Annotated in this window: 23 protein-coding genes; 4 read left to right on the forward strand and 19 right to left on the reverse strand. The window is 53.9% G+C overall.

Annotated elements, in window-relative coordinates; translation table 11 throughout:
• Positions 1-116: 116 nt before the first annotated feature.
• The 4 genes from EL26_RS23645 to EL26_RS09460 form a co-directional block, all read right to left on the reverse strand.
• Entirely contained in the window at positions 117-3,188 is a 3,072-nt protein-coding gene (locus EL26_RS23645; RefSeq protein WP_081857098.1) for an S-layer homology domain-containing protein, read from the reverse strand.
• Between the two features lie 448 nt (positions 3,189-3,636).
• Positions 3,637-4,764, reverse strand: a complete 1,128-nt coding sequence (locus EL26_RS09450) for a glycosyltransferase (RefSeq protein WP_081857099.1) — start codon at positions 4,762-4,764, stop codon at positions 3,637-3,639.
• A gap of 16 nt (positions 4,765-4,780) precedes the next feature.
• A complete protein-coding gene (locus tag EL26_RS09455) occupies positions 4,781-6,121 on the reverse strand; it encodes an O-antigen ligase family protein (protein ID WP_038087392.1) in 1,341 nt (446 codons plus the stop codon).
• 2 nt (positions 6,122-6,123) lie between these two features.
• A complete protein-coding gene (locus EL26_RS09460; RefSeq protein ID WP_038087396.1) occupies positions 6,124-6,825 on the reverse strand; it encodes an S-layer homology domain-containing protein in 702 nt (233 codons plus the stop codon).
• A 169-nt stretch (positions 6,826-6,994) separates the two neighbouring features.
• Here EL26_RS09460 and EL26_RS09465 point away from each other — a divergent pair, with 169 nt between their 5' ends.
• The gene (locus EL26_RS09465; RefSeq protein ID WP_038087398.1) at positions 6,995-7,642 is read left to right on the forward strand and encodes a YigZ family protein; all 648 of its coding nucleotides are present in this window, start codon (positions 6,995-6,997) and stop codon (positions 7,640-7,642) included.
• 191 nt (positions 7,643-7,833) lie between these two features.
• Here the strand turns inward: EL26_RS09465 and EL26_RS23650 are convergent, their stop codons facing one another.
• Complete coding sequence (locus EL26_RS23650) at positions 7,834-8,301, reverse strand: hypothetical protein (RefSeq protein WP_052036196.1); 468 nt, start codon at positions 8,299-8,301, stop codon at positions 7,834-7,836.
• A gap of 217 nt (positions 8,302-8,518) precedes the next feature.
• On the opposite strand from EL26_RS23650, the gene EL26_RS09475 reads away from it, so the two are divergent.
• Complete coding sequence (locus tag EL26_RS09475; RefSeq protein ID WP_038087399.1) at positions 8,519-9,046, forward strand: sigma-70 family RNA polymerase sigma factor; 528 nt, start codon at positions 8,519-8,521, stop codon at positions 9,044-9,046.
• Positions 9,047-9,241: 195 nt separating this feature from the next.
• On the opposite strand, the gene fabZ is transcribed toward EL26_RS09475, so the two are convergent.
• The 8 genes from fabZ to spoIID form a co-directional block, all read right to left on the reverse strand.
• Positions 9,242-9,673 carry a 3-hydroxyacyl-ACP dehydratase FabZ gene (gene fabZ, locus EL26_RS09480; RefSeq protein ID WP_038087401.1) on the reverse strand — a complete coding sequence of 144 codons (432 nt, stop codon included), beginning with the start codon at positions 9,671-9,673 and terminating at the stop codon, positions 9,242-9,244.
• A gap of 192 nt (positions 9,674-9,865) precedes the next feature.
• Positions 9,866-10,384 carry a CDP-alcohol phosphatidyltransferase family protein gene (locus EL26_RS09485; RefSeq protein ID WP_038087403.1) on the reverse strand — a complete coding sequence of 173 codons (519 nt, stop codon included), beginning with the start codon at positions 10,382-10,384 and terminating at the stop codon, positions 9,866-9,868.
• 7 nt (positions 10,385-10,391) lie between these two features.
• Complete coding sequence (locus tag EL26_RS09490) at positions 10,392-11,240, reverse strand: flagellar hook-basal body protein (protein ID WP_038087405.1); 849 nt, start codon at positions 11,238-11,240, stop codon at positions 10,392-10,394.
• A 16-nt stretch (positions 11,241-11,256) separates the two neighbouring features.
• Complete coding sequence (locus tag EL26_RS09495; protein WP_038087408.1) at positions 11,257-12,114, reverse strand: flagellar hook-basal body protein; 858 nt, start codon at positions 12,112-12,114, stop codon at positions 11,257-11,259.
• A 37-nt stretch (positions 12,115-12,151) separates the two neighbouring features.
• Entirely contained in the window at positions 12,152-13,183 is a 1,032-nt protein-coding gene (gene mreB / locus EL26_RS09500; protein ID WP_052036197.1) for a rod shape-determining protein, read from the reverse strand.
• A gap of 113 nt (positions 13,184-13,296) precedes the next feature.
• Positions 13,297-13,605 carry a sporulation transcriptional regulator SpoIIID gene (gene spoIIID, locus EL26_RS09505; protein ID WP_038087410.1) on the reverse strand — a complete coding sequence of 103 codons (309 nt, stop codon included), beginning with the start codon at positions 13,603-13,605 and terminating at the stop codon, positions 13,297-13,299.
• Positions 13,606-13,807: 202 nt separating this feature from the next.
• Positions 13,808-14,764: a M23 family metallopeptidase gene (locus EL26_RS09510; RefSeq protein WP_052036198.1), complete on the reverse strand. Its 957-nt coding sequence runs from the start codon at positions 14,762-14,764 to the stop codon at positions 13,808-13,810.
• A gap of 94 nt (positions 14,765-14,858) precedes the next feature.
• Complete coding sequence (gene spoIID / locus EL26_RS09515) at positions 14,859-15,875, reverse strand: stage II sporulation protein D (protein WP_038087414.1); 1,017 nt, start codon at positions 15,873-15,875, stop codon at positions 14,859-14,861.
• Between the two features lie 356 nt (positions 15,876-16,231).
• Here spoIID and EL26_RS09520 point away from each other — a divergent pair, with 356 nt between their 5' ends.
• On the forward strand, positions 16,232-17,512 hold the full coding sequence (locus tag EL26_RS09520; RefSeq protein WP_038087416.1) for a hypothetical protein: 1,281 nt from the start codon (positions 16,232-16,234) through the stop codon (positions 17,510-17,512).
• A gap of 28 nt (positions 17,513-17,540) precedes the next feature.
• Entirely contained in the window at positions 17,541-18,128 is a 588-nt protein-coding gene (locus EL26_RS09525) for a hypothetical protein (RefSeq protein WP_038087419.1), read from the forward strand.
• Between the two features lie 508 nt (positions 18,129-18,636).
• Here EL26_RS09525 and EL26_RS09530 read toward each other — a convergent pair.
• The 6 genes from EL26_RS09530 to EL26_RS09550 all read right to left on the reverse strand — a co-directional run bounded on the left by EL26_RS09530 (position 18,637) and on the right by EL26_RS09550 (position 23,155).
• Positions 18,637-19,071, reverse strand: a complete 435-nt coding sequence (locus tag EL26_RS09530; RefSeq protein ID WP_038087422.1) for a hypothetical protein — start codon at positions 19,069-19,071, stop codon at positions 18,637-18,639.
• Positions 19,072-19,110: 39 nt separating this feature from the next.
• A complete protein-coding gene (locus EL26_RS09535; RefSeq protein WP_052036199.1) occupies positions 19,111-21,336 on the reverse strand; it encodes an RHS repeat-associated core domain-containing protein in 2,226 nt (741 codons plus the stop codon).
• Positions 21,333-21,494 (reverse strand): hypothetical protein, encoded by a 162-nt coding sequence (locus EL26_RS25470; protein WP_161780701.1) that lies wholly within the window; start codon positions 21,492-21,494, stop codon positions 21,333-21,335. The genes EL26_RS09535 and EL26_RS25470 overlap by 4 nt, the downstream gene beginning before the upstream one ends.
• 62 nt (positions 21,495-21,556) lie before the next feature.
• A complete protein-coding gene (locus EL26_RS09540; RefSeq protein WP_038087426.1) occupies positions 21,557-22,027 on the reverse strand; it encodes a fibronectin type III domain-containing protein in 471 nt (156 codons plus the stop codon).
• Between the two features lie 303 nt (positions 22,028-22,330).
• Entirely contained in the window at positions 22,331-22,630 is a 300-nt protein-coding gene (locus tag EL26_RS26805; RefSeq protein ID WP_038087429.1) for a YfjL-like protein, read from the reverse strand.
• Between the two features lie 195 nt (positions 22,631-22,825).
• Positions 22,826-23,155, reverse strand: a complete 330-nt coding sequence (locus tag EL26_RS09550; RefSeq protein WP_038087432.1) for a hypothetical protein — start codon at positions 23,153-23,155, stop codon at positions 22,826-22,828.
• Positions 23,156-23,234 lie beyond the last annotated feature (79 nt).

Genomic DNA, 23,234 nt, shown 5'->3' on the forward strand with positions numbered 1-23,234 from the left:
AATGGTTACTGTTGCCTTCACCATTCGGGACTTTCACCCTATAGACAACGCCCATGCTGGGCGCGCTATAAAAAAAAGAGCCCGCAGAGCGGGCTCTTTCTTGGTAGCTTCGACTATTAGTTAGCCGCAGCAACGTTGATGGTGATGGTTTGGGACTTGCTGCCGACGTAAACGGTAGCGGTGATGTCTTTACCGTAGGTGAAGTTGGTAGCGTTGGTCAGCTGGAGCTTGCCAGTTGCGTCGATGGTGAACGCGTTAGCAGCAGCCAGGTTGGTGCTGTTCACGTAGATGGTAGCGGTGTTGTAGTCGGACCATACACCGTACTGATCTTTGCGGATGACGTTCAGTTGAACACCAGCAAGTGCATCAGCGTTGCTCAGAGCGTAGTAGGACTTGTTCGCGAGGCCCAGGTCATCTACGGAATCTTGGATGTTAGCGGTGCCGCTGTTAGCGGTTGCGATCGACTTGTTCACGATGCGGAACTCGCTGGTAGACGGAGCAGCCGGAGATACGGTTACGTCCGTGGTGACTTCTTTCACACCGTCGAGGGTGTTCAGTTTCACCTTGATGGTAGCTTTCTTGTCAGCGGTGTTGTCGGAACCATCAGCGTTGGTGGTTACGTTAGCGCCGTAGACTTTCGAGGAGTCTGCAGATACTTTCGCAACGGTGGAATCGCTGGAGGTTACAGACAGGATGTCGGACGGAGCGATCACGTAGGTGTGACCTTGAGCATCTTTCGCAGAGACGGTGATGTCACGTGCGTAGATGTCGCCAGCGTTAGCGGTACCGGAGTGGTCGCCGTTGCCGTTCAGGGTCGGGATCGCAGCGATGCTGTAGGTGAGACCCGAAACGTTGTTCTTCACTACCGATACGGTGGAGGTAGCGGAAGAAGTTACGTTTTCTTTCGCGGTGCCGAGGTCGGTGCCGAATTCTACGGTTACTTTCGCAGAACCGGTTTTCACAGCGTCGCCGGAAACGACGATGTTCGCCAGGTCAGCTTCGTCGGTGCCGATGTAAGAAGCACCCGGGGTCACAACGTGGCCGTTGACAGATACGCCTACTGCCAGATCGGTCGAGGACTTCTCAACAGATACGCGGTACCCGATTTTGCCGTTGTCAACCAGATCAGCAGCGTCGATAACGGTGCCATATTGGTCAAGGAACTTCGGCTTCAGCTTGGAAGTAGCGCCATTGGTCAGGTACAGAGCGGAAGCAGCATTCACTTCGGTCAGTACGCGAGCATCCTTGATGTCGAGGATGGTTTGAACCGGGGTGGAGCCAACGGTGGAGATGATGGTAGCTTTGCCGGTAGCGCCAGCCGGGGTCAACTTCAGCTGACCGTAGTGGGAGCTGTTCTTGTCGGTAACCAGAGTCATTTGGCCGCTGAGAGCGCCGGTTGCAGTGGTTTTCAGCGCTGCGAAGCCAGCTTTCACCACTTGATCAGCAGTCATTGCGTTGCCGAATTGGTCGGTTACGTTGATTTTCAGGTACGCGGTGTCGCCGAGTGCGATGGTGTCGCTGGATACATCGCCAAACTCGAGCGCGTTCGGAGCAGACAGGTTTTCAACCTTAACGGTCTTGCTGTAGGAAACGCCGGTTTCTTTGTTTACTACAGTGACAACAACGTTCTCTGCGGTGGTTACTGCAGAGGTGTCGAGGGTGATGATCGCGTTACCGTCGCCGTCGTTGTCGAATGCTGCAACAACATTGGAGTCGGAGGTCAGAATGGTAAGAGCGCCATCGAGAGCCGTCTTGGAAGTGATTGCAGTGCCGTATTGATCCAGAGCGGAAACCGCGATGGAACCAGCAGCAGAATCGCCGAGGTAGAGCTTATCGGTGTTTTCCGGAAGCACTACATCACCGAAGGTGAACTTGTCGATCTTCGCTGCAGCTGCGACGTTGAGGGTCTTGGAGAACGGAAGACCGGAAGCAGAGTCAACCAAGGTTACAACAACTTTCGCCGGAGCGTTGTCCGCGTTGAAGTTGATGCCGGTAACGGAACCGATACCCTTGGACTTGGTCAGTGCAACGGAACCACCGTTAGACGCGTACGATTGTACGGAAGCGGTCTTGGTGATGTCGGTGTTGTACTGATCGTATACTTTATAAGCGAAGGAAGCGGACAGACCGTCTTTCGCTTTGATCACGTCATCGCCGATGATGTCGATCTTCGCGATCTTCTGTGCTTCGAATTTAACGGTGTTGGTGATTGCGGTGTCGGTCAGGCCGGAAACCGTTACGGTGTAGTCGCCTTCGGAGAAGGTACCGGAGGATTTCACCAGGGTAGCGGTGGTCTTGTCGTCGCTCCAGGTAGCGGAGTCAACTTGAACCGAGGTGGTAGCTTTCTTCACGGAGAAGGTAGCTTTCGTGGTGTCAACCGGCTGGTTGAACTTCACGGTGATGGTGTTAGCAGCCGTAGCGGAAACGGTAGCGGAAACTGCGCCGACCGGTACTTTTACGGTGTCAACAGCGGTTTGCCAACGAACGGTCAGGGAAGCAACTTGCTCACGGGTAGCAGTGCCTTTCGGATCGAACGCGCCGTTGGAGCCGGAGATGTAACCGAGTTTGAACGCGGTGCCGACTGCGTCTTTCGCGTAGTCCGCGATGTCAGCTGCGTCGGAGAAGGTCAGGTTTGCTGCGCCGCCGGTTACAACGTCTTTGCCTGCTGCCAGGTTCAGAGCGCGACCGAAGATTACAGCCATGTCTTCACGGGTCAGGTTGGAACCTGCGCCGAATTGGCCGTTGCCGGTACCTTTGATCAGACCAGCTTTAACTGCTGCTTCAACCGCTGCGAAAGCGTAGTGATCTTTCGGAACGTCGGTGAAGGTAGCGGTTGCCGGAGCGGAGGTGGTGTCGAGCTTCAGAGCTTTTGCGAGGATGATCGCGAAGTCTTGGCGCTCGATGGTGCCGGTCGGGTTGAAGTTCCCGTTGCCTACACCGTTCAGGATGCCAGCATCAGCCAGTTTGAGGATCGCGTCTTTCGCGAAAGAACCGTCGATGTCGGAGAAGGTGGTGCCAGCGAATGCTGCCGGTGCAACCAGTGCGGATGCAACTGCGGATGCAGCTACAGTTGCGGTGAGCTTCTTGCTTTTGTTCACAGAGTCTTCCTCCTTCGGATTGCGAGTCCAGATCACTGCCGATTCAAACCTCTGCAACAGTTCAGAAAGTTCGCCGTACAATGCCTGCACTCTCTTAAAAGAAAAATTGTATAGACCCTTGAGGATATATGCTCCTGTCGAATCGGCTCGAGACGACAGGCTGGCTAGCAGTTTGTGGTCCTGGTGGCGCCAAGACCACTCCCCGGCGGAGCTCTCATGACAGCTCCACGGCGGTTGAGTTTCTCAAGGGCTCGAGCCTATGTCTGTACTATAGCAAACTCCGAAAAGTTTGTCACTAGCTAGAGGACAAAAAGTAGCCCACTAGATTCTGTAAGTGTGTCCAATTTGAAACATACAGAAAATTCGACACACCCCTTCTCGGTTTTGCTACAGGCGTCCCGCCCGAACTAACAGGGGAATCAAGTATTGATTGTAGAGCAGGACTGTTGTTTTTGACAACTACTTTTTTCCATGGGTATTAAAAAACCCCTACTCACTCTATGTGAGCAGGGGTTGAACTATGCCGTTTGTCGAAATCTCACAGCAGATTTTTGTATAGATCTGTCGTCTCTTGAACCAGTCGGGAAAGCGCAAAGCGGCGGAAGACCATCTCTTGCCCGGCCTTCGCCAGCCGCTCCCTCAACTCGGTGTTCTTGACGAGGAGACACACCGCTTCCGCAAGTGCGTCCGGATTGGCCGACGGCACCAGCAATCCGTCCACGCCGTCGGTGATCACTTCCGGCGTTCCGCCCACCGCGGTGGCGATCATCGGCACTCCGACCGCCAACGCTTCCAAGATCGCGACCGAGAGACCCTCCGACAGCGACGGCAGGACAAACACGTCGAGCTGCGGCAAGAGGTCGGGGACGTCCTTGCGGAACCCCATGAACTTAATGTAGGAGTCCACGCCGAGCTCCTTGGCCTCCCGTTCCAGCTCTTGATGCAAATCCCCTTCGCCGATCCACGGAAACACGACGTCTTGGCGCTCTTGCACGATCTTCCGGATCGCTTTCAACAGATAGGTGTGCCCCTTGACCGGATGCAGGCGGGCGACGGTGCCGACGATCGTCACGTCCTCGTCCACACCGATCAACTCGCGCAAGTTCGTCACGGGCTGGTGAGCGACCGGCTCCTCCGGCAACTCCAGCGCGTTGTGGATGACGCTGAGTTTGTCCTTGGGCATGCCGACTTTGACCAAGTCCCGCTTCATCGCTTCCGAGACGAGGATGAAGTGGTCGACATATTGCCAGGTCTTCTGCTCCGCCGCTCCGAAGATCATGCGTTTCCACGCCACCGGATAGTCCAGCGACATGATGCTGTGCACGGTGGTCACCAACTTGGCGGGGAATCCCTCCGCCCGGTTGGCCAGCCGCCCGATCAAGTTGGCGCGCACGCCGTGCGTATGGATGACGTGCGGCCGCCAATCGCGGATCAAGTCGCGCAACGGATTCAGACCGCCGATCGACTTGGAGTCGCTCTTCAGCACTGTCGTCGGAATGCCGAGCGCCCGGACGCGGGCTGAAAACTCCTCTTCATAGAAGACGGCGACCTGCGGATGAAATTCATGTGCGTCCAAGTGGCTGACGAGCCCGAGCAGGTGCTGTTCCGCCCCGCCGAACTCGCCGCCCCCGATCAAGTACAGGACGCGTATCGGTGCTTCCACCATGATTGACCGCCTGCCTTTATGCGTTTGCTTTCTCGCGCATCAAGCGAATCCCGGCGAAGAGGATCGCGATCAGCACCCAGAAGTGCGTGGTAACGTTCAAGTCTTCAATAATCGCAGCCGTCACGTTCTCGACGATCATCCCGAACAGAGCGGCCGTAATGCCGGCATTGAGCGCGTACAGGTACGAGCCTTTTTGCTTCATGCCGAATACTGCTTTGGCGCCGTTGATGACCGGGGTCACGATCATCGCCACGTAGGCGAGGAGACCTGCCAACCCGGTTTCGGCGAGCAATTTCATATATTGGTTGTCGATCCACGTCGCGCCCGGCATGTTGTGACGGGTGGCAACCGAGTCGCCCGCCGTCCCAAGCCCGGTGCCGAACACCGGATAGCGTTTCCAGATGTCAAACGCACGGGTCCAGAACTCGACGCGGCCTTTGTTGGAAGACTTGTTGAGGTACTCCGGTGTGAACGCCAGCGTCAGGCGATGGACGACGTCCGGCGCGACAAACGGCGCTGCGATCAAACCGACGATGCCGATGCCCGCCAGCCACTTGTTGCGGGTGATCAGCGTGTACAGCGCCATGCCCGCCACGAAGCCGATCCACGCGCCGCGCGAATACGTCATCACCATCGTGTACATCAACATGAGCGAGACGATGCCGTACAGCGAGCGCTTCAGCCAATCCTTGGCATGCAGGCACAGCGAGATGGCGATCGGCGCGATCAAGACCATATACCCGCCCAGCGCGTTCGGGTTGCCGATCGTCGAGAACACGCGCAGCTTGATGCTGCTTTCCTGCTCGGAGTAGACCCAGCTCTTCGGAGATTCGACGCCGGAGAGCTTTTGGTAGATGCCGAAGCACGCCACGACGAACGCCGCGATGATCATCGCGTTGATCATGTCCTTGATCGTGTCTTCGTCGTCGAGCAACGCGTTGAGAACAAAGAAATACAGCGACCCTTCCAGCAGCGTCCGGATGCCGTCCACAAACGTCGACAGGTCCAGATTCACCGGCACCCAGGTGTAGGGTTTCGGGGAGATGCGCAGCGTCTCCGGGTGGAACACCCAGTTAAACACGGCGGAAAGCACCGCGACGATCGCCACGACGAGAATTAGTTTATGCAGTCGGCTCGCTTTCCAGTCGAAGCGGCCCTCCGCTTTGGATTTCTGGTAGAACGCGAGATACAAGAGAAGGATCATCAGTTCCTTCCAAGCCGGAACCAGCGAACCGAGTACCGGAATGTGACCCAGCGCGTCGCGCAGGATGTAGTTGACCATCGAGAACAGCGAGAGGATGAGCAACAGGTAATAGGTCCAACCGCGCGTGCGGGAATTCTGCAAAGTGACTCCCATTCCTACTTCCCTCCCTTCTTGGCATTCGTGTCCGTCTTGGTTTCCGGACGGGTTTCACGCAACGCCTTCGCAAACAGGGAAGCCACCGTCGCCCGGTTGGCGTTCTCGTCGGGACGGAAGGTGTTGTCTTCATACCCCTTGGCATACTTGTTGGCGATCATCGTGTCGATGGCCTGTTCGTACGGGTTGCCAGCGACGTCGTTGACCGGCGATACGCCATCGGTCGAAGTACTGTATTGCAGGTGCAGCGATTGAACAACGCCTTGCGCCAATTCACCGCGCGTCACCGGCTTGTCCGGTTGGAACTGCCCGCTCGCCAAATCCTTGAACGGGATCAAATTGCGCTTCTCGGCTTCAGCCAGCACCGGAACCGACCAGTGCGTGGGCGACACGTCCGTGTACTTGACGGTGGCGGTCTTGTCCAGCGTGTCGAGATTCACACCGTCCACGCGCAACATCAGCGCGACCAGTTCGGCGCGTGTCATCACGGCTTCCGGATAGAAGTTGTAGACGGTACTGTCACGGCCTTTCATGAAGCCCTGGTTGTACATGTACTCAATGTCATACGCCGCCCAGTGCGATTGCGGCACGTCTTGGAAAACAGTAAATCCCGTTGGGAACGGCAGCTGGTAAAACAGCCCGATCGTGATAAAATAGAGGACCACGACCACTGAAGTGAACCAGACGAACTTTTTATTCCGCATGTGATTCCGATTCCTCCATTTTTTTCTGCTCCTGTAGACAAATACTCATATATTGTAAGACTCGTTCACGGGCGCGTCAATTCACACACCGTAACAAAAACGTGACAAGTTGCAATTCCCGCCCACCAAAGGGTACGATATGAGGTGGGAAATAAGGGAGGTCATGCCCATGTTAAAATCCTACCGCACCTTGCTCGCTCCAGGCGTTGAAACGCTGATCATAAAAAAATCCCGCTTCATCGGATACGCCACCCCCGTGCAATCGGAGGAAGAAGCGCTGGAGTTCATCGCTTCCCTGCAAAAAAAGCACTGGGACGCCACCCACAACTGCTACGCGTACGTCTTCGGCCCGCACGACGAAGTGCAAAAAGCAAGCGATGACGGCGAACCGTCCGGCACCGCCGGCAAACCGATCCTTGAAGTGATCAAGAAGGAAGAACTGCACAACGTCGCCGTCGTGGTCACCCGCTACTTCGGCGGGATCATGCTCGGCGCGGGCGGGCTGATTCGCGCGTACTCGTCCGGTTGCGTCGCCGCTTTGCACGCCGCCGGCATCGTCACGCGGATTTTGTTCCAAGAGATCGCCATCGACATCGACTACACGTGGTACGGCAAGATCGAAAACGAACTGCACGCCGGCGGATGGCACATCGACCGCGTGGACTACCTCGACCGCGTCACCGTCTACGCGCTCTGCCCCGTAGACGAAACACAATCCCTGCACAAGCAGTTGATCAACGCCACCAACGGACAGGCTCTGCTCACCGACATCGAACAGCGCTACTATTTCTTGCAAGACGGCAAACTCGTCCGCTAGGTGTACGAGATTCCACCCCATCCCTTTCAAAAACGTCCCAGCCACGTCGGGGCGTTTTTGATGTACGACACGCCCGCCGGTGCGGTTGATTCTCCCCCCCGCTTACTCACCGGTGCGATTGAATCCACCCCCGCTTTTTCGCCAAGGGTGTTTGAGTCTACCGCAAGTTTACTAGCCGGGGCGTTTTTTATCTACCGCATGCGCTCTTGATAAAACGTCTGCACGATCTTGGCATGCCGCACTTGCTGCTCGGCAAAGTCGGCGCTTTGCAAGCACGTCCACGTCTTGCCGCCCGCCATTCTCACGCGGCAGGAAGTCGGCGACGGGCCGCCTTGAATCTGCGCGATGCTGTGCGCGGCAACGTAGCCCGTCGTGCCGTCCTTGGCGACGCGCGGCGTGCGCATCTTCAGCGGAATCAGCACGAGTCGCGGCGAGAACGGCAGCGGAACGTGCAACCTTTTTCCTAGTATATCCCCATAGCGCTCTCGCACAGCCGTCAAATCCACGCCGTAATAGCGGGCGATGCCCTTGAGCACGGCGGGTACGGGCCGCGGGTCCAACCACCCCTCTCCGTCCGTCAACTCCACGCGCGTCATGTCTCCGCCGCCCTCCACGTAGACGGGCGCCAAAACCGCCAACTCCCGAATGAAACTCTCCACCTCTTGCCTGCTCTCCCTCTCCAACCTGAAACTCCTCCTCTCAAACGAAGACCTGCTTTCACTTCCCGACGACTCACGGTAAGTCGAATTCGACCCAGCCTCGCTCGACGCAGAGCAAGCCTGATTCCGCTTTGGACGATACGCTTGTCCCGCCCTATCCTGAGAGTGCGTATACGACACCCACCAGGACCGGTCCCCAAACGAGGGGAACTACCATATGATCGACCGCTGGACACCGATCGTGCTGCAAGCCCAAGCCCAAGACCCGATCGCCACGCAACAGCTGATCGAGGAATTCACCAACTTGATTCACTCCGCCGTCGCGAGTTTCCGTCCGCAACGGGACTTGCGTGCCGATCTCGTGCAGGAATCCTACCTCGGCTTCCTGCGCGCCATCCATTCCTACGACCCAACGCTCGGCTTTTCGTTTGCCGCCCACGCCAAGTCCCAAACCCGCGCCGCCGTCTGGCACTTCCTGCGCGTCAAAAAAAGAACCCGCCTCCGTGAAGAAATCTGCTTCGACGACATCGCGCCGCCCGCCCTGTCCGCCGACTTCTCCCGGCTGGAATGGCGCGAGATGCTCGCCACCCTCTCCGACCGCGAAGCCCTCGCCGTTGAGCGCTTGTTCAAAGACGGCTGCTCGATGAGCGAACTGGCGCGTCTCGAAGGCGTACACCCCGACACAGCACGGACTTGGAAGAAACGCGCCTTGCAAAAACTCAAAGCACAACTCTGTCGGAGCTAATACAACCAGATTCCCGCCCCGCCCGTCAAGGGTGCAAGAGATTGCAAACTCTCGCACACATCCGCAAACTTCTGCATGGTTTTGCACCGTTTCGCGCACTTCGGCAAACCTTCTCAAACTCTTGCACTCTATTGTAAGAACTCGCAACAAAAAAGACCCGCGTCCATCACGGACCGGGTCTCTTTCTTGCCAAACTTATTTCTGATCGACGAACGCGAACATCAATTCCGCTTCGCACACCACGTTGCCGTCGACCGTCGCCACGCCCTTGCCTTTGCCGATCGCCCCCTTCATGCGGGTGATCTCCACTTCCATGCGCAGCACGTCGCCGGGGCGGACTTGTCCGCGGAACCGGCAAGCGTCGATGCCGGCAAACAGCGCGAGGCGGCCTTGGTTCTCCGGCTTGGAGAGCATCGCCACGCCGCCGACTTGCGCCATCGCCTCGACGATCAGCACGCCCGGCATCACCGGGAAGCCCGGGAAGTGGCCTTGGAAGAACGGCTCGTTGATCGTTACGTTCTTCACCCCGATCGCTTTCTCACCGATCACGACCTCTTCGATGCGGTCAACCAGCAAAAACGGATAGCGGTGCGGCAACACCGATTGAATTTCATCAATGTTCATCATGGGAAGTCACGTCCTCCTCTGTCCTTGGGCAGAACACAATTTCTATTAGCATACCAAATTTTACTGCCGCCCGCCATTCTGCATAGGGGTCCTGCCCCGCACACATACTACAGACACCTTCCGCAGGCCGGCCGGCACGGAAGTTTATATAAAAAGCACCTCGCCCCGCCGCTTGACGGGAAGAGGTGCTTTTTATTTGACGTTGAGCGCTCGGAAACGTTGCAAGTAGACAATCGAAGTACCGAAAGCCACGACAAGAACTCCCCACAACAACAACTCCGCATGCGGCCAGCGCAACAGCAACGCCACGAGCGCGAGGTACATCAGCACCGTCGTTGCTTTGCCCCAAAACATCGCCGGCACGGTTTTCTTGCCCCGCGAGACCCAGAACAGGCTCGTGAGGATCATGCCGGCTTCGCGCACGACCAACAGCGCCGTCGCCCACCAAGAGACCCGCTCGTCGATCACCAGCGAGAGAATCACCGCCAGCATCATCAGCTTGTCGGCGAGCGGGTCGAGCATCGAACCGAGTTCCGTCACCCAACCGAACTTGCGGGCGAGATACCCGTCGACGATGTCGGTCAATCCGGCGAGCGTCAGCACCAGCAGCGCATACAGCATGTTGTACGGAGAGTCCGAAAAAAAGACGATGCCATAGACCGGGATGCACCCAAATCTCAGCATCGTCAACAGGTTCGGAAGATTCAGCATCCAGAACCTACGCCCGCAGGTTGTTGGCGATGCCCATCATCTGATCGGTTGTCGTCAAAGCGCGTGCGTTCATCGAATACGCGCGCTGTGCCACGATCATTTCCGTCATCTGCTGGGACATATCGACGTTCGACATTTCCAACGCCCGCTGTTGCAAGGAGGAGTGACGAACCCCTCCAATCACAGTTCCGTTTGCTTGCACGTCTTGGGGGTTATACCCCGTAACCAAACGGTAGAGGTTGCCGCCCGCTTCCGCCAAGTTCGCTTCCGGGTGCGCAATGCGCGTCACTTCAAGTTGTCCGAGGTTCTCATACGTCGTGCCGACGTCCGGCGAACTCGGCAGGGCGGTCAGGTTTCCGTCTTGGTCGATCTTGAGCGAGGCCGCGTCATAGCCGGTCAGCTTGATCGGCTGGTTGTTCGTGTCGAGCACCGGGTTGCCGTCCGCCGTGACCAAGTACTGATCGGTCCCCACCGTGCCGACTTTGAACGAGCCGTCACGGGTGTACGATTCAAACGCTTGCCCCGACTTGTCATACGCGCGGATCTTGAAAAACCCGTCGCCCGAAATCGCGACATCGAGCGGGCTTTCGGTGGTTTGCACACTGCCTTGCGCAAACGACGTCGTCGAGCCGACGGCGAGCACACCGGCCCCGATGCGCAGACCCGCCGTCGTCAAGCGTCCGGGCAGGGCTTGCACGTCGTCCTTCTGGGTCAGCGCGCTGTAGAACATGTCTTTGAACTTCACGTCTTCCGTTTTGTAGCCGGTCGTGTTCAAGTTGGCCAAGTTCCGCCCGAGGATGTCAAGCTGCGACTGCATCGCCGACATTCCGTGCGCCGAGGTCCACAACGATCTCATCCCTTACACCTTCTTCCTAGGTGAGACGGCCGATGGAGACTGCCTTCTCCAACGAGCCGTCCAACGTCTTGATCATGCGGGAGTTGGCTTCGTAGCTGCGCATCACTTGGATCATCGACACCATCGACGACGCCATGTCCACGTTTGACTGCTCCAACTGCTTCGAAACCATCTGCGAAGAGAGCTGTCCGTACTGGGCGTTGTCGGTGATCACGGTGCCGCCTTGGTACAGCGTGTCGCCGTACTTCTCCAGTTTGTTGCTGTCTTGGAGGTAGACGATTCCTTCGGCGTTGGTGCTGCCCCGAAGCGCCTGCGGAATCTGATACGCACGGCCGGTTGCGTCCGTCACGGCGTACGCGCCGTCCGACCCCACTTGGATGCGGGCGTCGTTGACAGCGTTGTGCGTCTGCGAGTTGACCGGAAGCACATAGTTGCCGCCGGAATCTACGAGGAAGTTGGTGCCCGGCTCGACTTGGAAATCACCGTCGCGCGTATACATGACTTTGCCGGAGTTGCGCTCCAGCACCGGGAAGAACGCGCGGCGGAAGTCGTTCGAGTCGGTCGGCGGCGAGTCGATGATCGCGCGGGCATGAGGGTTGTCCGAAGCAACCAGCTGGCCTTGCACGAATCGCGGGACGACTTCTTCGACGAACGCGCCGTTGTTCAACGTGCCGATCTTGCGGTTGTTGCCGCCGGGACCGCCGGTCAACGTGTCGTTCATGCGGTAGAGCAACTCGTCGGGAAACGAGCGGACGACGCTCGTGTCGCCCTTATACCCAACGGTGTTGGCGTTGGAGATGTTGTTGGACAAAACCTCTTGCATGCGCTCGTTGGAGTGCATGCCCGACTGCGCGATATACAGGCCGCGAATCATAGCTCAGTTCCTCCCTCGTAGAGACTGCAAATCACACTCAAACCTGGACGACGTTGCTGGTGGTTTTCTTATTCAGAAGCGACCGGGAGACTTTGTTGAGGTTGTCCAGCGCGATGCCCGTGCCCTTGACCACGCAAAACAGCGGGTCGTGCGCGATGTGCACCGGCACCAGCAACTCTTGCTGCAACAAGCGGTCCAGCCCGTGCAACAGGGCGCCGCCTCCGGTCAACACGATTCCTTTGTCAAAAATATCGGCTGCCAACTCCGGCGGGGTCTGCTCCAACACGCTCTTCGTCGCGGCGACGATCAGATCGACCGTCTCCTGCAACGCCTCGCGCATCTCTTCCGATTCTACCGTCACCGTTTTCGGCAAACCGCTGATCATGTCGCGGCCGCGAATGTCCAACTTCTCATGGCGGGCATGCGGGAACACCGAGGCGACCCTGATCTTGATCTCTTCTGCCGTACGCTCACCGATCAACAGGGAATGCTCTTTGCGAATATGGCGAATGATCGCTTCGTCGAACTTGTCCCCCGCGACGCGAATCGAATTGGCGGTGACCACATCTCCGAGCGACAGAACTGCTACGTCGGTCGTGCCTCCGCCAATGTCGACCACCATGCTGCCGGACGGTTCAAAAATGTCGAGTCCGGCCCCGATCGCGGCTGCTTTCGGTTCTGAAATCAGATAGACCTGCTTCGCACCCGTTCGCTCCGCCGCTTCGATGACCGCTTTCTGCTCGACCGACGTAATGCCGGACGGCACGCAGATCATCACGCGCGGACGCTTGAACGGACTTTTGCCGATCGACTTGTTGATAAAATGGCGAAGCATGATCTCTGTAGTATCAAAGTCGGCGATGACGCCTTCACGCAGCGGCCGGGTTGCCACGATGTGCCCCGGCGTACGTCCAAGCATCCGACGCGCCTCTTCGCCGACTGCCACAACTTTTTTGGATAGCGAATCGATGGCCACCACGGACGGCTCATCGAGCACGATGCCTTTCCCCTTGACATGGACTAACACGTTCGCCGTGCCTAAGTCCACGCCGATGTCAATTCCGAACATGTTCGAAAGATCCTCCCTTAGCCCCGTTGCATTTGTACAAATTAAGAAGCGAAGTCTCAGCTCGGGTACGCCGCTGAAGGGCTAAGTAGATGAGATTCCGCTCTCTAGAAGTTCTACAGCGGCGCGGAAACTCCTCTTTCCACATGCAGGTTTTTCGCCATTTTTCGCTTGGTTTCGTCTTTGCGGTATTTCTTTTTCGTCGCCTCTCCTCCCCGCAGATGGCGGATCGATTTGTGGTATTCGAGGATCTCCTTCACTCGGTTTGCGAGATCCGGATTGATTTCCGGCAAACGCTCTGTCAGGTCTTTGTGAACCGTGCTTTTGGAGACCCCAAACTCTCGGGCGATCGTTCGGACCGTGTTTTTGGTCTCCACGATGTATTCGCCGATTTTTAGGGTGCGTTCTTTGATGTAATCGTGCATTCCCTTCGCCTCCCCATGTTCATCGGATTGTCTGATACATGTATATGAGGAGGGGTACACCATATTCCAAAATTGAGGTTTGACAAGCCCTGACAGGCGTTTTTCGCCAAATATCTCTCTCTATCTCTCCCTAGCATTTTTTTATTGAGGCAAAAAAACCGCCTCTCACGCGGGGGTGAGAAGCGGTTTCGGAAGTTTGCGGTTACTGCACCGAGTCGGTTGCGCCGTCCGTTTTTTCAGCCGGAGCTTGGGTTTGCCCGCCGGTGGAAGAGGAAGCGTCAGGCGCTTTCTTCTCGGCCGGAGCGGTTGCGTCGGCCGGAGTCGTGGAAGTGCTGGACGTTTTGCCCGCGTCTCCGGTGGTCGCTTTGCTTGCGTCGGTGCCGGACGTTGCGTTGCCGGACGTTGCAGCGGATTGCTCGCTGTCGGTGTGAGTGGTTTTCGCGTTGTCCATCTTCGGCTTCTTCGGAAGGACGGTGTTCGGGTCGACCGGTTTGCCGTCTTTGCGCAGTTCGAAGTGCAGGTGGTTTTTCTCGTCTTTCTCCAGACGGTTGTTGCCGGTCTTCGCGATCGGCTGTCCGGCGAGGACTTGCGCGCCTTTTTGCACATCCACATTCGAGAGCGACGCGTAGTAGGTGGTGTAGCCGCCGTCGTGTTGGATCTCGACGGTTTGACCCATCAGCGGGTCTTCGGTCACGGAGAGGACGGTGCCTTTCGCCGCGGCGATGACGGTGAACGGCTGGTCGTTTTTCAGACCGAGGTTGACGCCTTGGTTCGGGATGAAGCTGTTTTCGTAGGAGATGAGCGAAGCGGCTTTTTCATCGTCCGACGCGTCCTCGCGGTAGAAGTCCATCGAGACCATCGCGTCGTCGCCGCCTTCGCCGACCGGCCATTGGAAGGTCGGAGCGGTGTTCGCCGGAGTTGCGTCGGTGTTGTTCGGGATTGCCGGACCGGATACTTTGCTCGGAGTTTCCGTCGTTTTGTTCACATCGTACGGCGACGCATCTTGGGATTTGGCGTACATCAAACCAACGATGAGGACAGATGCTGCGAGGTAGATAACCGGGAACGTCCAGCGCTTGGCAAAAAACGAAGACTTGGCAGATTTGTTCGTTTCTTGCGCTTTGTCTTGCAGGTTTTTGTTTTCTTGGTTGTTGTTCATATCAATCACCTCAGTAGGACATTCTCACCCGATCATGAGATTGCTAAACATGTCCCTGCTGAGATTTTGATAAAAAAACAATCTGTTGCGCATACTACCCTTTTTTGACGAGGTCCTTGGCGTTGCCGAATTGGACGCCTTGGTAGTAATGAAGCAGGATCTGGTCGTACGTCTTGCCTTCCTTCGCCATGCCGTCCGCGCCGTACTGCGAGAGCCCGACGTCGTGTCCGTAGCCTTGCGTGTGGAAGGAGATCGTGTTCTTGGCTTTGTCGACGTCCCATGTAAACATCGTGGAGCGCAGGCCGAGCAGCTTGCGGAAGTCGGGGCCGTTGAAGACTTTGTCGCCGACTTTGATTTTTTTGATGTGGTCGGCGGCGGAGCGCTCGACGGGGATGATCAGTTGGGTCAGCGTCGAGGCGGGGAGTGCGGTGATGCCGAGTTTCTGGCTGAATTCGGAGAGCGGCAAGGTGAGTTCGCCGTTGTACTTTTCCGATTTCAAGTCCCAAGGGGAGTCGACGGAGCGCAGGTAGGGGATGACGTTGCCCCAGTAGTCTTCGGAGTTTTCCGTCTTGCCGCTGGAGGTGGAGAAGAACAGCGCTTCGATCGGTTTGCCTTCATAGAGCAGGACTTTGCCCTTGGTGGCGTTGACGGCGTTGTTGATTTTGGAGATGTTCTTGGGGTAGTTGAGCATACCCCAGGTTTGTTGAAGTTTCTCGTCGGTGGAGTAGGCTTGGCCGTCGTTGTGGTCGTCGCTGACGTCCGCCCCCTCGGGCGTTTTGGTCCCGGCGGCGAGTCGGCGGACGATGTAGGTGCGGGCGGCGACGGCTTGGGCTTTGAGGGCTTCGTCTTGGAACGCGATCGGCATCTCGGCGGCGACGACGCCGCGCACGTACTTTTCGAGCGACATCGGGACGATTTTGTCTTGGCTCTTGAGGTAGACTTTGATCTCGATGTCGTCTTGGTTGTCCAATTCCACGAGGGACGGCGAGGTGGAGGAGTCGTGTGCAGACCCCGAAGGCCAGATCGCAACCAAAGCCGACGGGATGAGGACGGTTGCCGTGATCAGAGCGACGATGAGCAGCGGGATGAGGAGCCAGGTCTTTTTGTTCATGGGAAAGATGATCCTCCATTCTCAGAGTGTCTAGTGAAGTGTATGAGAGAGTGGGAGGGGTTATGAGTGGTTGGGAGGGGATGACAAGGACTGTCCGAATTTTACGGACAGTCCTTCGAGACACTACAACTACCCGTAGTTTTATAAATTCTCCTTGCTGAACGGTTTTGTATTTTTTATACTTTTTTGATAAAACCCCAGAAACCACTTAAAGTGCGAAATGACGAGTATCTCGGCGGAATATGGTGAAATTTACCTCCCCTTGTTCTATTTTTCATGCCACTCGACTTGAAATAATCACCTAAAAAACATATATTTTACTTCTAGTCATAAAAATAATAAAGGTGTTTTGTAACATGGCGATGAGTAATGTAAAATGGGTAATCGGGGCTGCTATGGCCGTTGCACTTGTTGTCCCGCAATCAACTTTTGCTTCTGCAACAAAGAATGAACACACCATCAAGACGTCTACGTACTACAACGTAGACGAGCAAGGCACGAACATGGTCAAAGGCAATTCCCAAAATTCCAAAGTCACCTTTCAAGAAGTGACCGTAAGCCAGTCTTCTACCAACATCATCGGTTCTGTTGAAGGAAAGACTCGCCTTCCCTTCCAATTGACCGGTACGTTAACTCAGGCAGAGGACGGCAAGAACATGATTGTCGGTCACCTAAAGGACGAAGGCGGTAATTTCGAGGTTTTGCATTTCAGTTTGGATCGTTCGAACTCGAAAGACCTTATGTTCGACAAGAATGTTAGTAAAAAAGATGAGACTGTTTTGCGTCTGTACCTGCTGGAAAAAAACACTCGAAATGTCACGGTCGTTGAATTGGTAAACCCGGACTTCCTTTCCGTGGATGATGCTTTCAAAAATCTTTCCAATTTCCCATTGACCGATCACAGCGATGAATTTTGGTATGGCAAGTTGCTTAAGCCGGTAAAAACCGAGTCTGTTGATTTGTCCAATACGGGTCCGCAAATCTACAAGTCTGATAAGGTCATGAAAGACTACGTGAACTCATACAATGTAGCGGGAAGCTATATTTATGAGCACTTCATTGTCAATCACAACATTTCAGCTCCTGGGTCGATCGGTTCGGATGGCCAAACTTTTACTGCACAAATGTACGTTTATGACGAGTACACCTTGAACTCTTCCGGTTCCAAGATCAGCAGTGACACTTATACAAAGATCGGTGCCTATTCGAGTTCGAAGTTAGACACTTACTTAGACCTAGGCGATGCCTACCTCAACATGTTTTGGGATGGAGGCTACTCGACTTCCGGCTCTTTTGACGCGATTTTGCGCTGGGATATGGCTCTTCCCAAGACCCCTTTGGGCTTTACCGTGACCTACGCAGGCGGTCAAACGGTTCCAAACAAAAGCATGAAGACTTTTGACAACTCGGGTTCTTACAAATATCGTCAAGCCGGGGTCGAATGGGACAAAGGAAAGTACCTTCAATCCGTTGGACAAAACTTTTCCGCAAGTTTTACGGTAGGCTTATTTGATGCCAGTTCCTATAGCTCTGTGAAGACCTGGGCAACTCGTTGGACGTACGATCTCTCGAGTACCCAAAACTACACATACGGCGGCACACAAACCGTTCCGGTTTACATCACTTACGGAAACTAATCAATAACAAAGGATAGGAGGCGTGTGATTGAAAACGTCACGCTGGTTTGCTGGGACACTTGTTGGACTCGTATTGATTATCGGCACTTATTGGGCTACAAAGACTGCATTCGAGAATCGACATCACCAGGAATACTCCACACACATCTCCAATGCCCTGACCGATGTAAAAATGGCGGATCAAGGGATACGTGATCTCCAACCACGATGGGGAGAGCTTTCTCAACTTGAGATTTCAAACGCTCTGCTGCAAGTGGCAAGTTCCTTGAAAGCTGCTGAAGTCGAAGCCGACGGTCTGCAAGGTTATCTCATGTATCATGACGATACGAACTTTGGTCCCAGCCCTTCCTTCTTATCCGACCTGTTTATGAACTATCGGGAAGCAGTCGAGTCTCGTCTCCGCGAAACTTGGAACCTGAACAAAGAGGATGCGAAATGGAGTGTCCTTCAACAAGACATCTCAACCATGGAGAAGGACTTGCACCACCTCGCGGAAGCCGACCCATCAAAAATGCAGAATGCCAAGTTATCTGAACTCCGTCAATACTGGTCTTCGTATACGGCTGATCTTAAGTTCCAAGAAGTCAAAAAACGCTACGACGAGAAACACCCGTAGAATTCCAAAGTGGTAATGAATAAGCCTCCTTCCCGTTAGGGAAAGAGGCTTTCGTTTTCCTTGCCTTCAGACTCTATCCGCACCTTCTGCACATCTTTGCAGGCAAGTTACACCTGAGATCACGGCAATTCGTCCGTCGATGCGAACATTTGCACCCATGCACGACAGTTCAGCAATATGTTACAAGCGTAGCGAAGATACGCAGCGGGATAAGGAGCCAGGTCTTTTTGTTCATAGGAAAGATGCTCCTCCATTCTCAGAGTGTCTAGTGAAGTGTATGAGAGAGTGGGAGGGGTTATGAAAAAGGTTAGGCACAGAGAGTATATCCATTGACCCCAAAGTTGGTTTTTTTCTGCACATTTGACTTCACGAAACTTATTGTAATGGTAACAAAAAAATCATCCCTACAATTCATTCCACCGAACCGTATTTATTCTTCGAGATATATCAAAGAGGCACGATAAACAACTCGTGCTCCTTCATAAGATATTCAAATTCACATTTAGAATCACGAGGAGAGTTCCAGTGCCTTTCTTACCGCCTTTGCTAAATCCCCGCCTTGTAAGCTTTCTCCTAAAAGTAAGGTTTCATCTTTCTTGAGTATAAATCCATTTTTCCCTTGATTGGATGTCGGCAATACAGAATATCCTTTACGAATGCTCCAATCTAAAGCGACATATTTCGCTCCTTTTATGATTTGTAGATATCTCTTATTAAGCAACTTTTCAATCGGAGACTTGCTAAGATCTTCATTTGGTTTATTTAAACATTCCTCTAAAGCTTCTAGCAGATTCTCTTCTAAAACGTTATCAGGACAATCTTCTTCCAACACATGATATATTTCAATTTCAAGAGTTCCTCCCCATTTCTCCGACTTACCTTTAGGAATAATAATTAGCTTACCGCCAGATAGTAAGTATACACTCACACTCTTGTATTCCAACTTTCCCACTCCTTTATTTCACTATTTTCGTGATAATTGTTACTCCATTTTCGCGGCTTCTTCAATAATTCTTTCCAGTTGGTCAGACTGTGATTTTGATAGCTCAACCGGGGGTAATGCCAACTCCAAGATGCGTTGTGTATTCTCATCCAAATCAATACGTATACCTTTATAAGTCATCGGCTGAAATCCAGCGAGTAAATCTGCGTACCCCTTTATTGTGTTATACAAGTTATTACCACTTTGGTATGTCTTGGAACTTACATCCAAGGATTTGATACTTGTAATAGAACTAGCTAAATCTCCTTCGCTTTTTGTGAACTTATCAATAATGGGCATATTATTCATCATACCACCCAGCGTTTGTTCAATTTCCCAACCGCGTTGAAAAGGTGACTTTGCCCAAACTCCTATTGGAGACTTTACGAAATCATCAGCTTTACTTAGGAGTTTAGCTCCCTTGGCTACATACGAACCTGGAACAAATGGAATTATCGCTGCTCCGATGTCCCAAAGCAAATAACCTACATTAGTCCAAGTGGGATTACTATAGAGGTCGTATGCGCTCCACCCAATGCTTGCGATGTCAATGATGGTTTCAAGAAAATGTCCACTCGGGTCTCGATACTTTAAAGGATTATTCTGCACATAGGTGTATAGGTTCAGTGATAGTGGGCTTGTTAGATCTCCTTCAAAACTGTCCTGATTTATAAATCTACCTATACTTGGATCATACCATCGTGCTCTGAGATTCTGCAACTTACTGGTTTCATCCCAAAACTCACCGGAGTAACGGAACGGGTTGGAGACCGTTTCTTGAGTGGTTTGCGGGTTGCCCCAGATGTCGTAGGTGTAGGTGTTCAGGACGTTGCCGTTGCTGTCGCGAAGTTCCGTGACGTCGTCGTGACCGTTGAGGGAGTAAAAGGCTTTGGTGCCATTGGCGTCTTCGCGAGAGATCAGTTGGCCGCCTTGGCCGCCTTGGCCGCCTTGGCCGCCTTGGCCGCCTTGGCCGCCTTGGCCGCCTTGGCCGCGGTAGTAGCGGGCTTTCAGTGACGCGGTTCCGTTGGTGACGGTCGCTTCGGCGATAATGTTGCTGCCATCATAGTAGTAACGCGTCGTTACACCATTCTCCGTGCGCTCGGTCATCAGTCCGTCGCCGTTGTACTTGTAGGTGACTACCTTGCCATCCGGGGTGGTCACTTTTTTCAGTTGGTTGTAGCCGTCGTACTCGTAGACGTTGAGGCTCGGAAGTACCAGTTTGTCCGATTGCTGCGTTTGACGGTTGCCTCGGTTGTCGTAAGTGTACGTTTCGTTGAACTGCGAAGATGTGGAGATGCGGTTCAGGGAGTCGTATCCGAAGGTATACTGCGCCGCGTTTTCCGTTTTGGATGTTTGGTTGTTGTTCAGGTCGTAGGTGTACCCGAACGTGTTCGTGACGGTGTTGTCGTTTTTTTTCTGAACTTCAGAGTTGACCATGTTCGTCTCGTTGTAGCCGTAGGTGGTCGTCATGCCGTTTTGCAGTTGCAGAGAAGCGACCACTCCGCTTCTCTTGTACGTGTATTGCGCGTCCGGCGACGCGGCGTTCGTGTCGGTTTTTACGTTTTGCAGACGGTTCATGCTGTCCAAAGCGTAGGTGATCGTCTTGCCAAACGGTTCTTGCAGAGAGACGACGTTGCCGTTGGCATCATACGTGTACTTGAGCGTCTTGGCGTCCGGATAGGTGACGGTGTCCAGTTGGCCCAATGCGTTGTAAGTGTAACTCGTCGTGCCCGTTTCATCCGTCATCTTGGTGCGGTGACCGCTCAAGTCGTACTCATACGAGACTGGAGCCGTGTTGGAGGTCATCGTGGAGTCCGGCGTTTTTTGGGTCAGTTGGTTCCGGGAGTTGTAGGCGAGCGTGGTGGTCTTCCCGTTGCGGTCTACTTGACGGATCAGGTTTCCGTTCAAGTCATAGTAGAGCTTTTGCAATTGGCCGAGCTCGTCGGTTTGCTTGATCAAGCGGCCCAGTTCGTCATACGTTTTGGTGACGGTACTGGCGTCTGCATTCGTGATCTTGGTGACGTTGCCGCGCATGTCGTAGGTGTACGAAGTCTTCGTGAGTTGCGGGTCGGTCACGCTCGTAAGTTGGTTCAGCGCGTCATAGGTGTATTGGGTGGTTTGGTTTTTGCTGTCGATGACTTTGGTCAGGTTTCCGAACGCGTCATAGGTGTTGGTGACAAGGTCAGGGGTGTCGCTTGCAGAACGAATCAGTTCTTGCAGCGTCACTTTGCCGTACTTGTCATGGGTCTCGCAACTTGTGTAAGTTTCAGACGGTTTGCGTCTGCGCTGGCGGCGTAGGTCGGCTCGACAGTGCCGTATAAGGTGCCCATCACCGTCAGCACAGCAAGCATCCGGTGCCAGTTTTTTGTCTTCTTGGTGCTCATTTCACTTCCCCTTCTCTCCTGAACTTTTCATGCTGATCGTAACCTGTCTGTTTGATTCCTTCTTACGATGCGGCCCCCGGGTCACCTGGTGTAATGCCGCCACCTCCGGTGCTTGTCCCCGTGACTTGAATTGCGGAAGTGGTCACTTTCTGCCCCTCACCCGAATCAAAGACGGCCGACACAGAGTAGGTGTACGACCCCGTTGTCAAACTGCCAAACGTGTAGTTGGTGCTCGAGCTGCTGACTGTTGTTACGTACGCCCCGTTTTTGTACAGCTTGTACCCCGAGACGGTGCCTTTCGTCGGAGCCGTCCATCTCAGCGTTGCAGAACCAGTCGCGGCAGTGGCGGTCACGTTGGTGATCGGGCTCAGTTGCTCCACTTTCAGGAGATTGCCGTTTTTGTCGTACTTGTAGCCGTAGTACGTCGATGCCCGATTGATGTACAGATGGGTCAGCCTGTTGTTTTTGTCGCGGTTGCGGCAAACGCCGACTGTGGGAACATCGTCAGTGCGAAGGCACTGAGCAAGAGACATGCGATTTTCTTTTTCAAGTAAGTGTCACTCCTATCCATCCCTTTTCAGTAAATAAAAATTTAAATTCACTTCGAAAATATACCGCATTTGCCAAAATTGTCAATATATGCGGACTCTTCATTTTGATTACGGATTGAGTCACTTCTATTCACACCTTTGAAGATGGCACCTTCTCGTTTCCAACAAAAAAAGCCTCCTTCCCATTGGGGAAAGAAGCTTTCGTTTGACCTTGATCTCGATGTTGTCGTGGTTATCCATTTCCACTAGCAGTAGCGAGCTGAAGGCTGTCTTCGTGCCCCAGTTCTACTGAACAGGCAAGCGATAGTACGTATCGTCCAGTTCATGCTGGTAGTTTGGAGACACGACAAACATACTTCCATTCGGTAATCTGATCTTTGAAAAATACTCTCCTTCCTTGAAGCTGTACAATACGGTCTGTGTATAGGAGTCTTGTTGCATGACGTATCTGTCATTCAAATAGTGATCCACGTCCTTGGAAAAAGCGTACTTCCCCCAGGGGGTTCCATTGAAAAAGCAATACCCACCTGCCAGAATCAAGACCGCAAGGGAACCTGTCATCAACATCCATAGTCGTTTTTTCATAAAGACCTCGATTCGTAAGGTATTTGCGACGTATCGCTATTCCGTTATTTTTTTGATAGACAATCCCTTGTTTCGAAAATGGATGAGGACTGTCGCACCAGACCCCAGCGACATCTCGTGTGACAGGGTGTGTTCATCGACGTCTAAGATCTCTTCGACGACGATATCATCGAACCCGCGACCACGAATGTTTTCTTAATAGTCCACTTGAAACTTCGTAACGCCGCGATAGATCAATTCATAGCGGTCAACCCTCGTTACCACTTGAAGGACGACTTGGATCGGCTTGGAGATGAGCCCGCCTCCGTCTGTCATTCGGAGGGACGCCAATCTGTGGTCATGCAATCCATGTTTCGCGTAAAACGCAAGCGAGTTTTTCGTCATCCGATCGGCAAGGCTGTCGAAATGCGCTTTGTAGCGGATCAATGCCTCCACCCAACGGGCGTCTTCCGCTTCATATGCCTTCCTATACTCCTCCGTATCCTCAATCGGGAGCGGCAACTCGGACTCAAAAAAGTATTGCATCTGGCAATCACCTCCATTCTATACTTCTTTGCGTATGAAAAAAAACCTCCTTCCCATCAGGGAAAGAGGCTTTCGCTCG

The organism is Tumebacillus flagellatus, assembly GCF_000714935.1.
In the GTDB taxonomy this organism is placed as follows: domain Bacteria; phylum Bacillota; class Bacilli; order Tumebacillales; family Tumebacillaceae; genus Tumebacillus; species Tumebacillus flagellatus.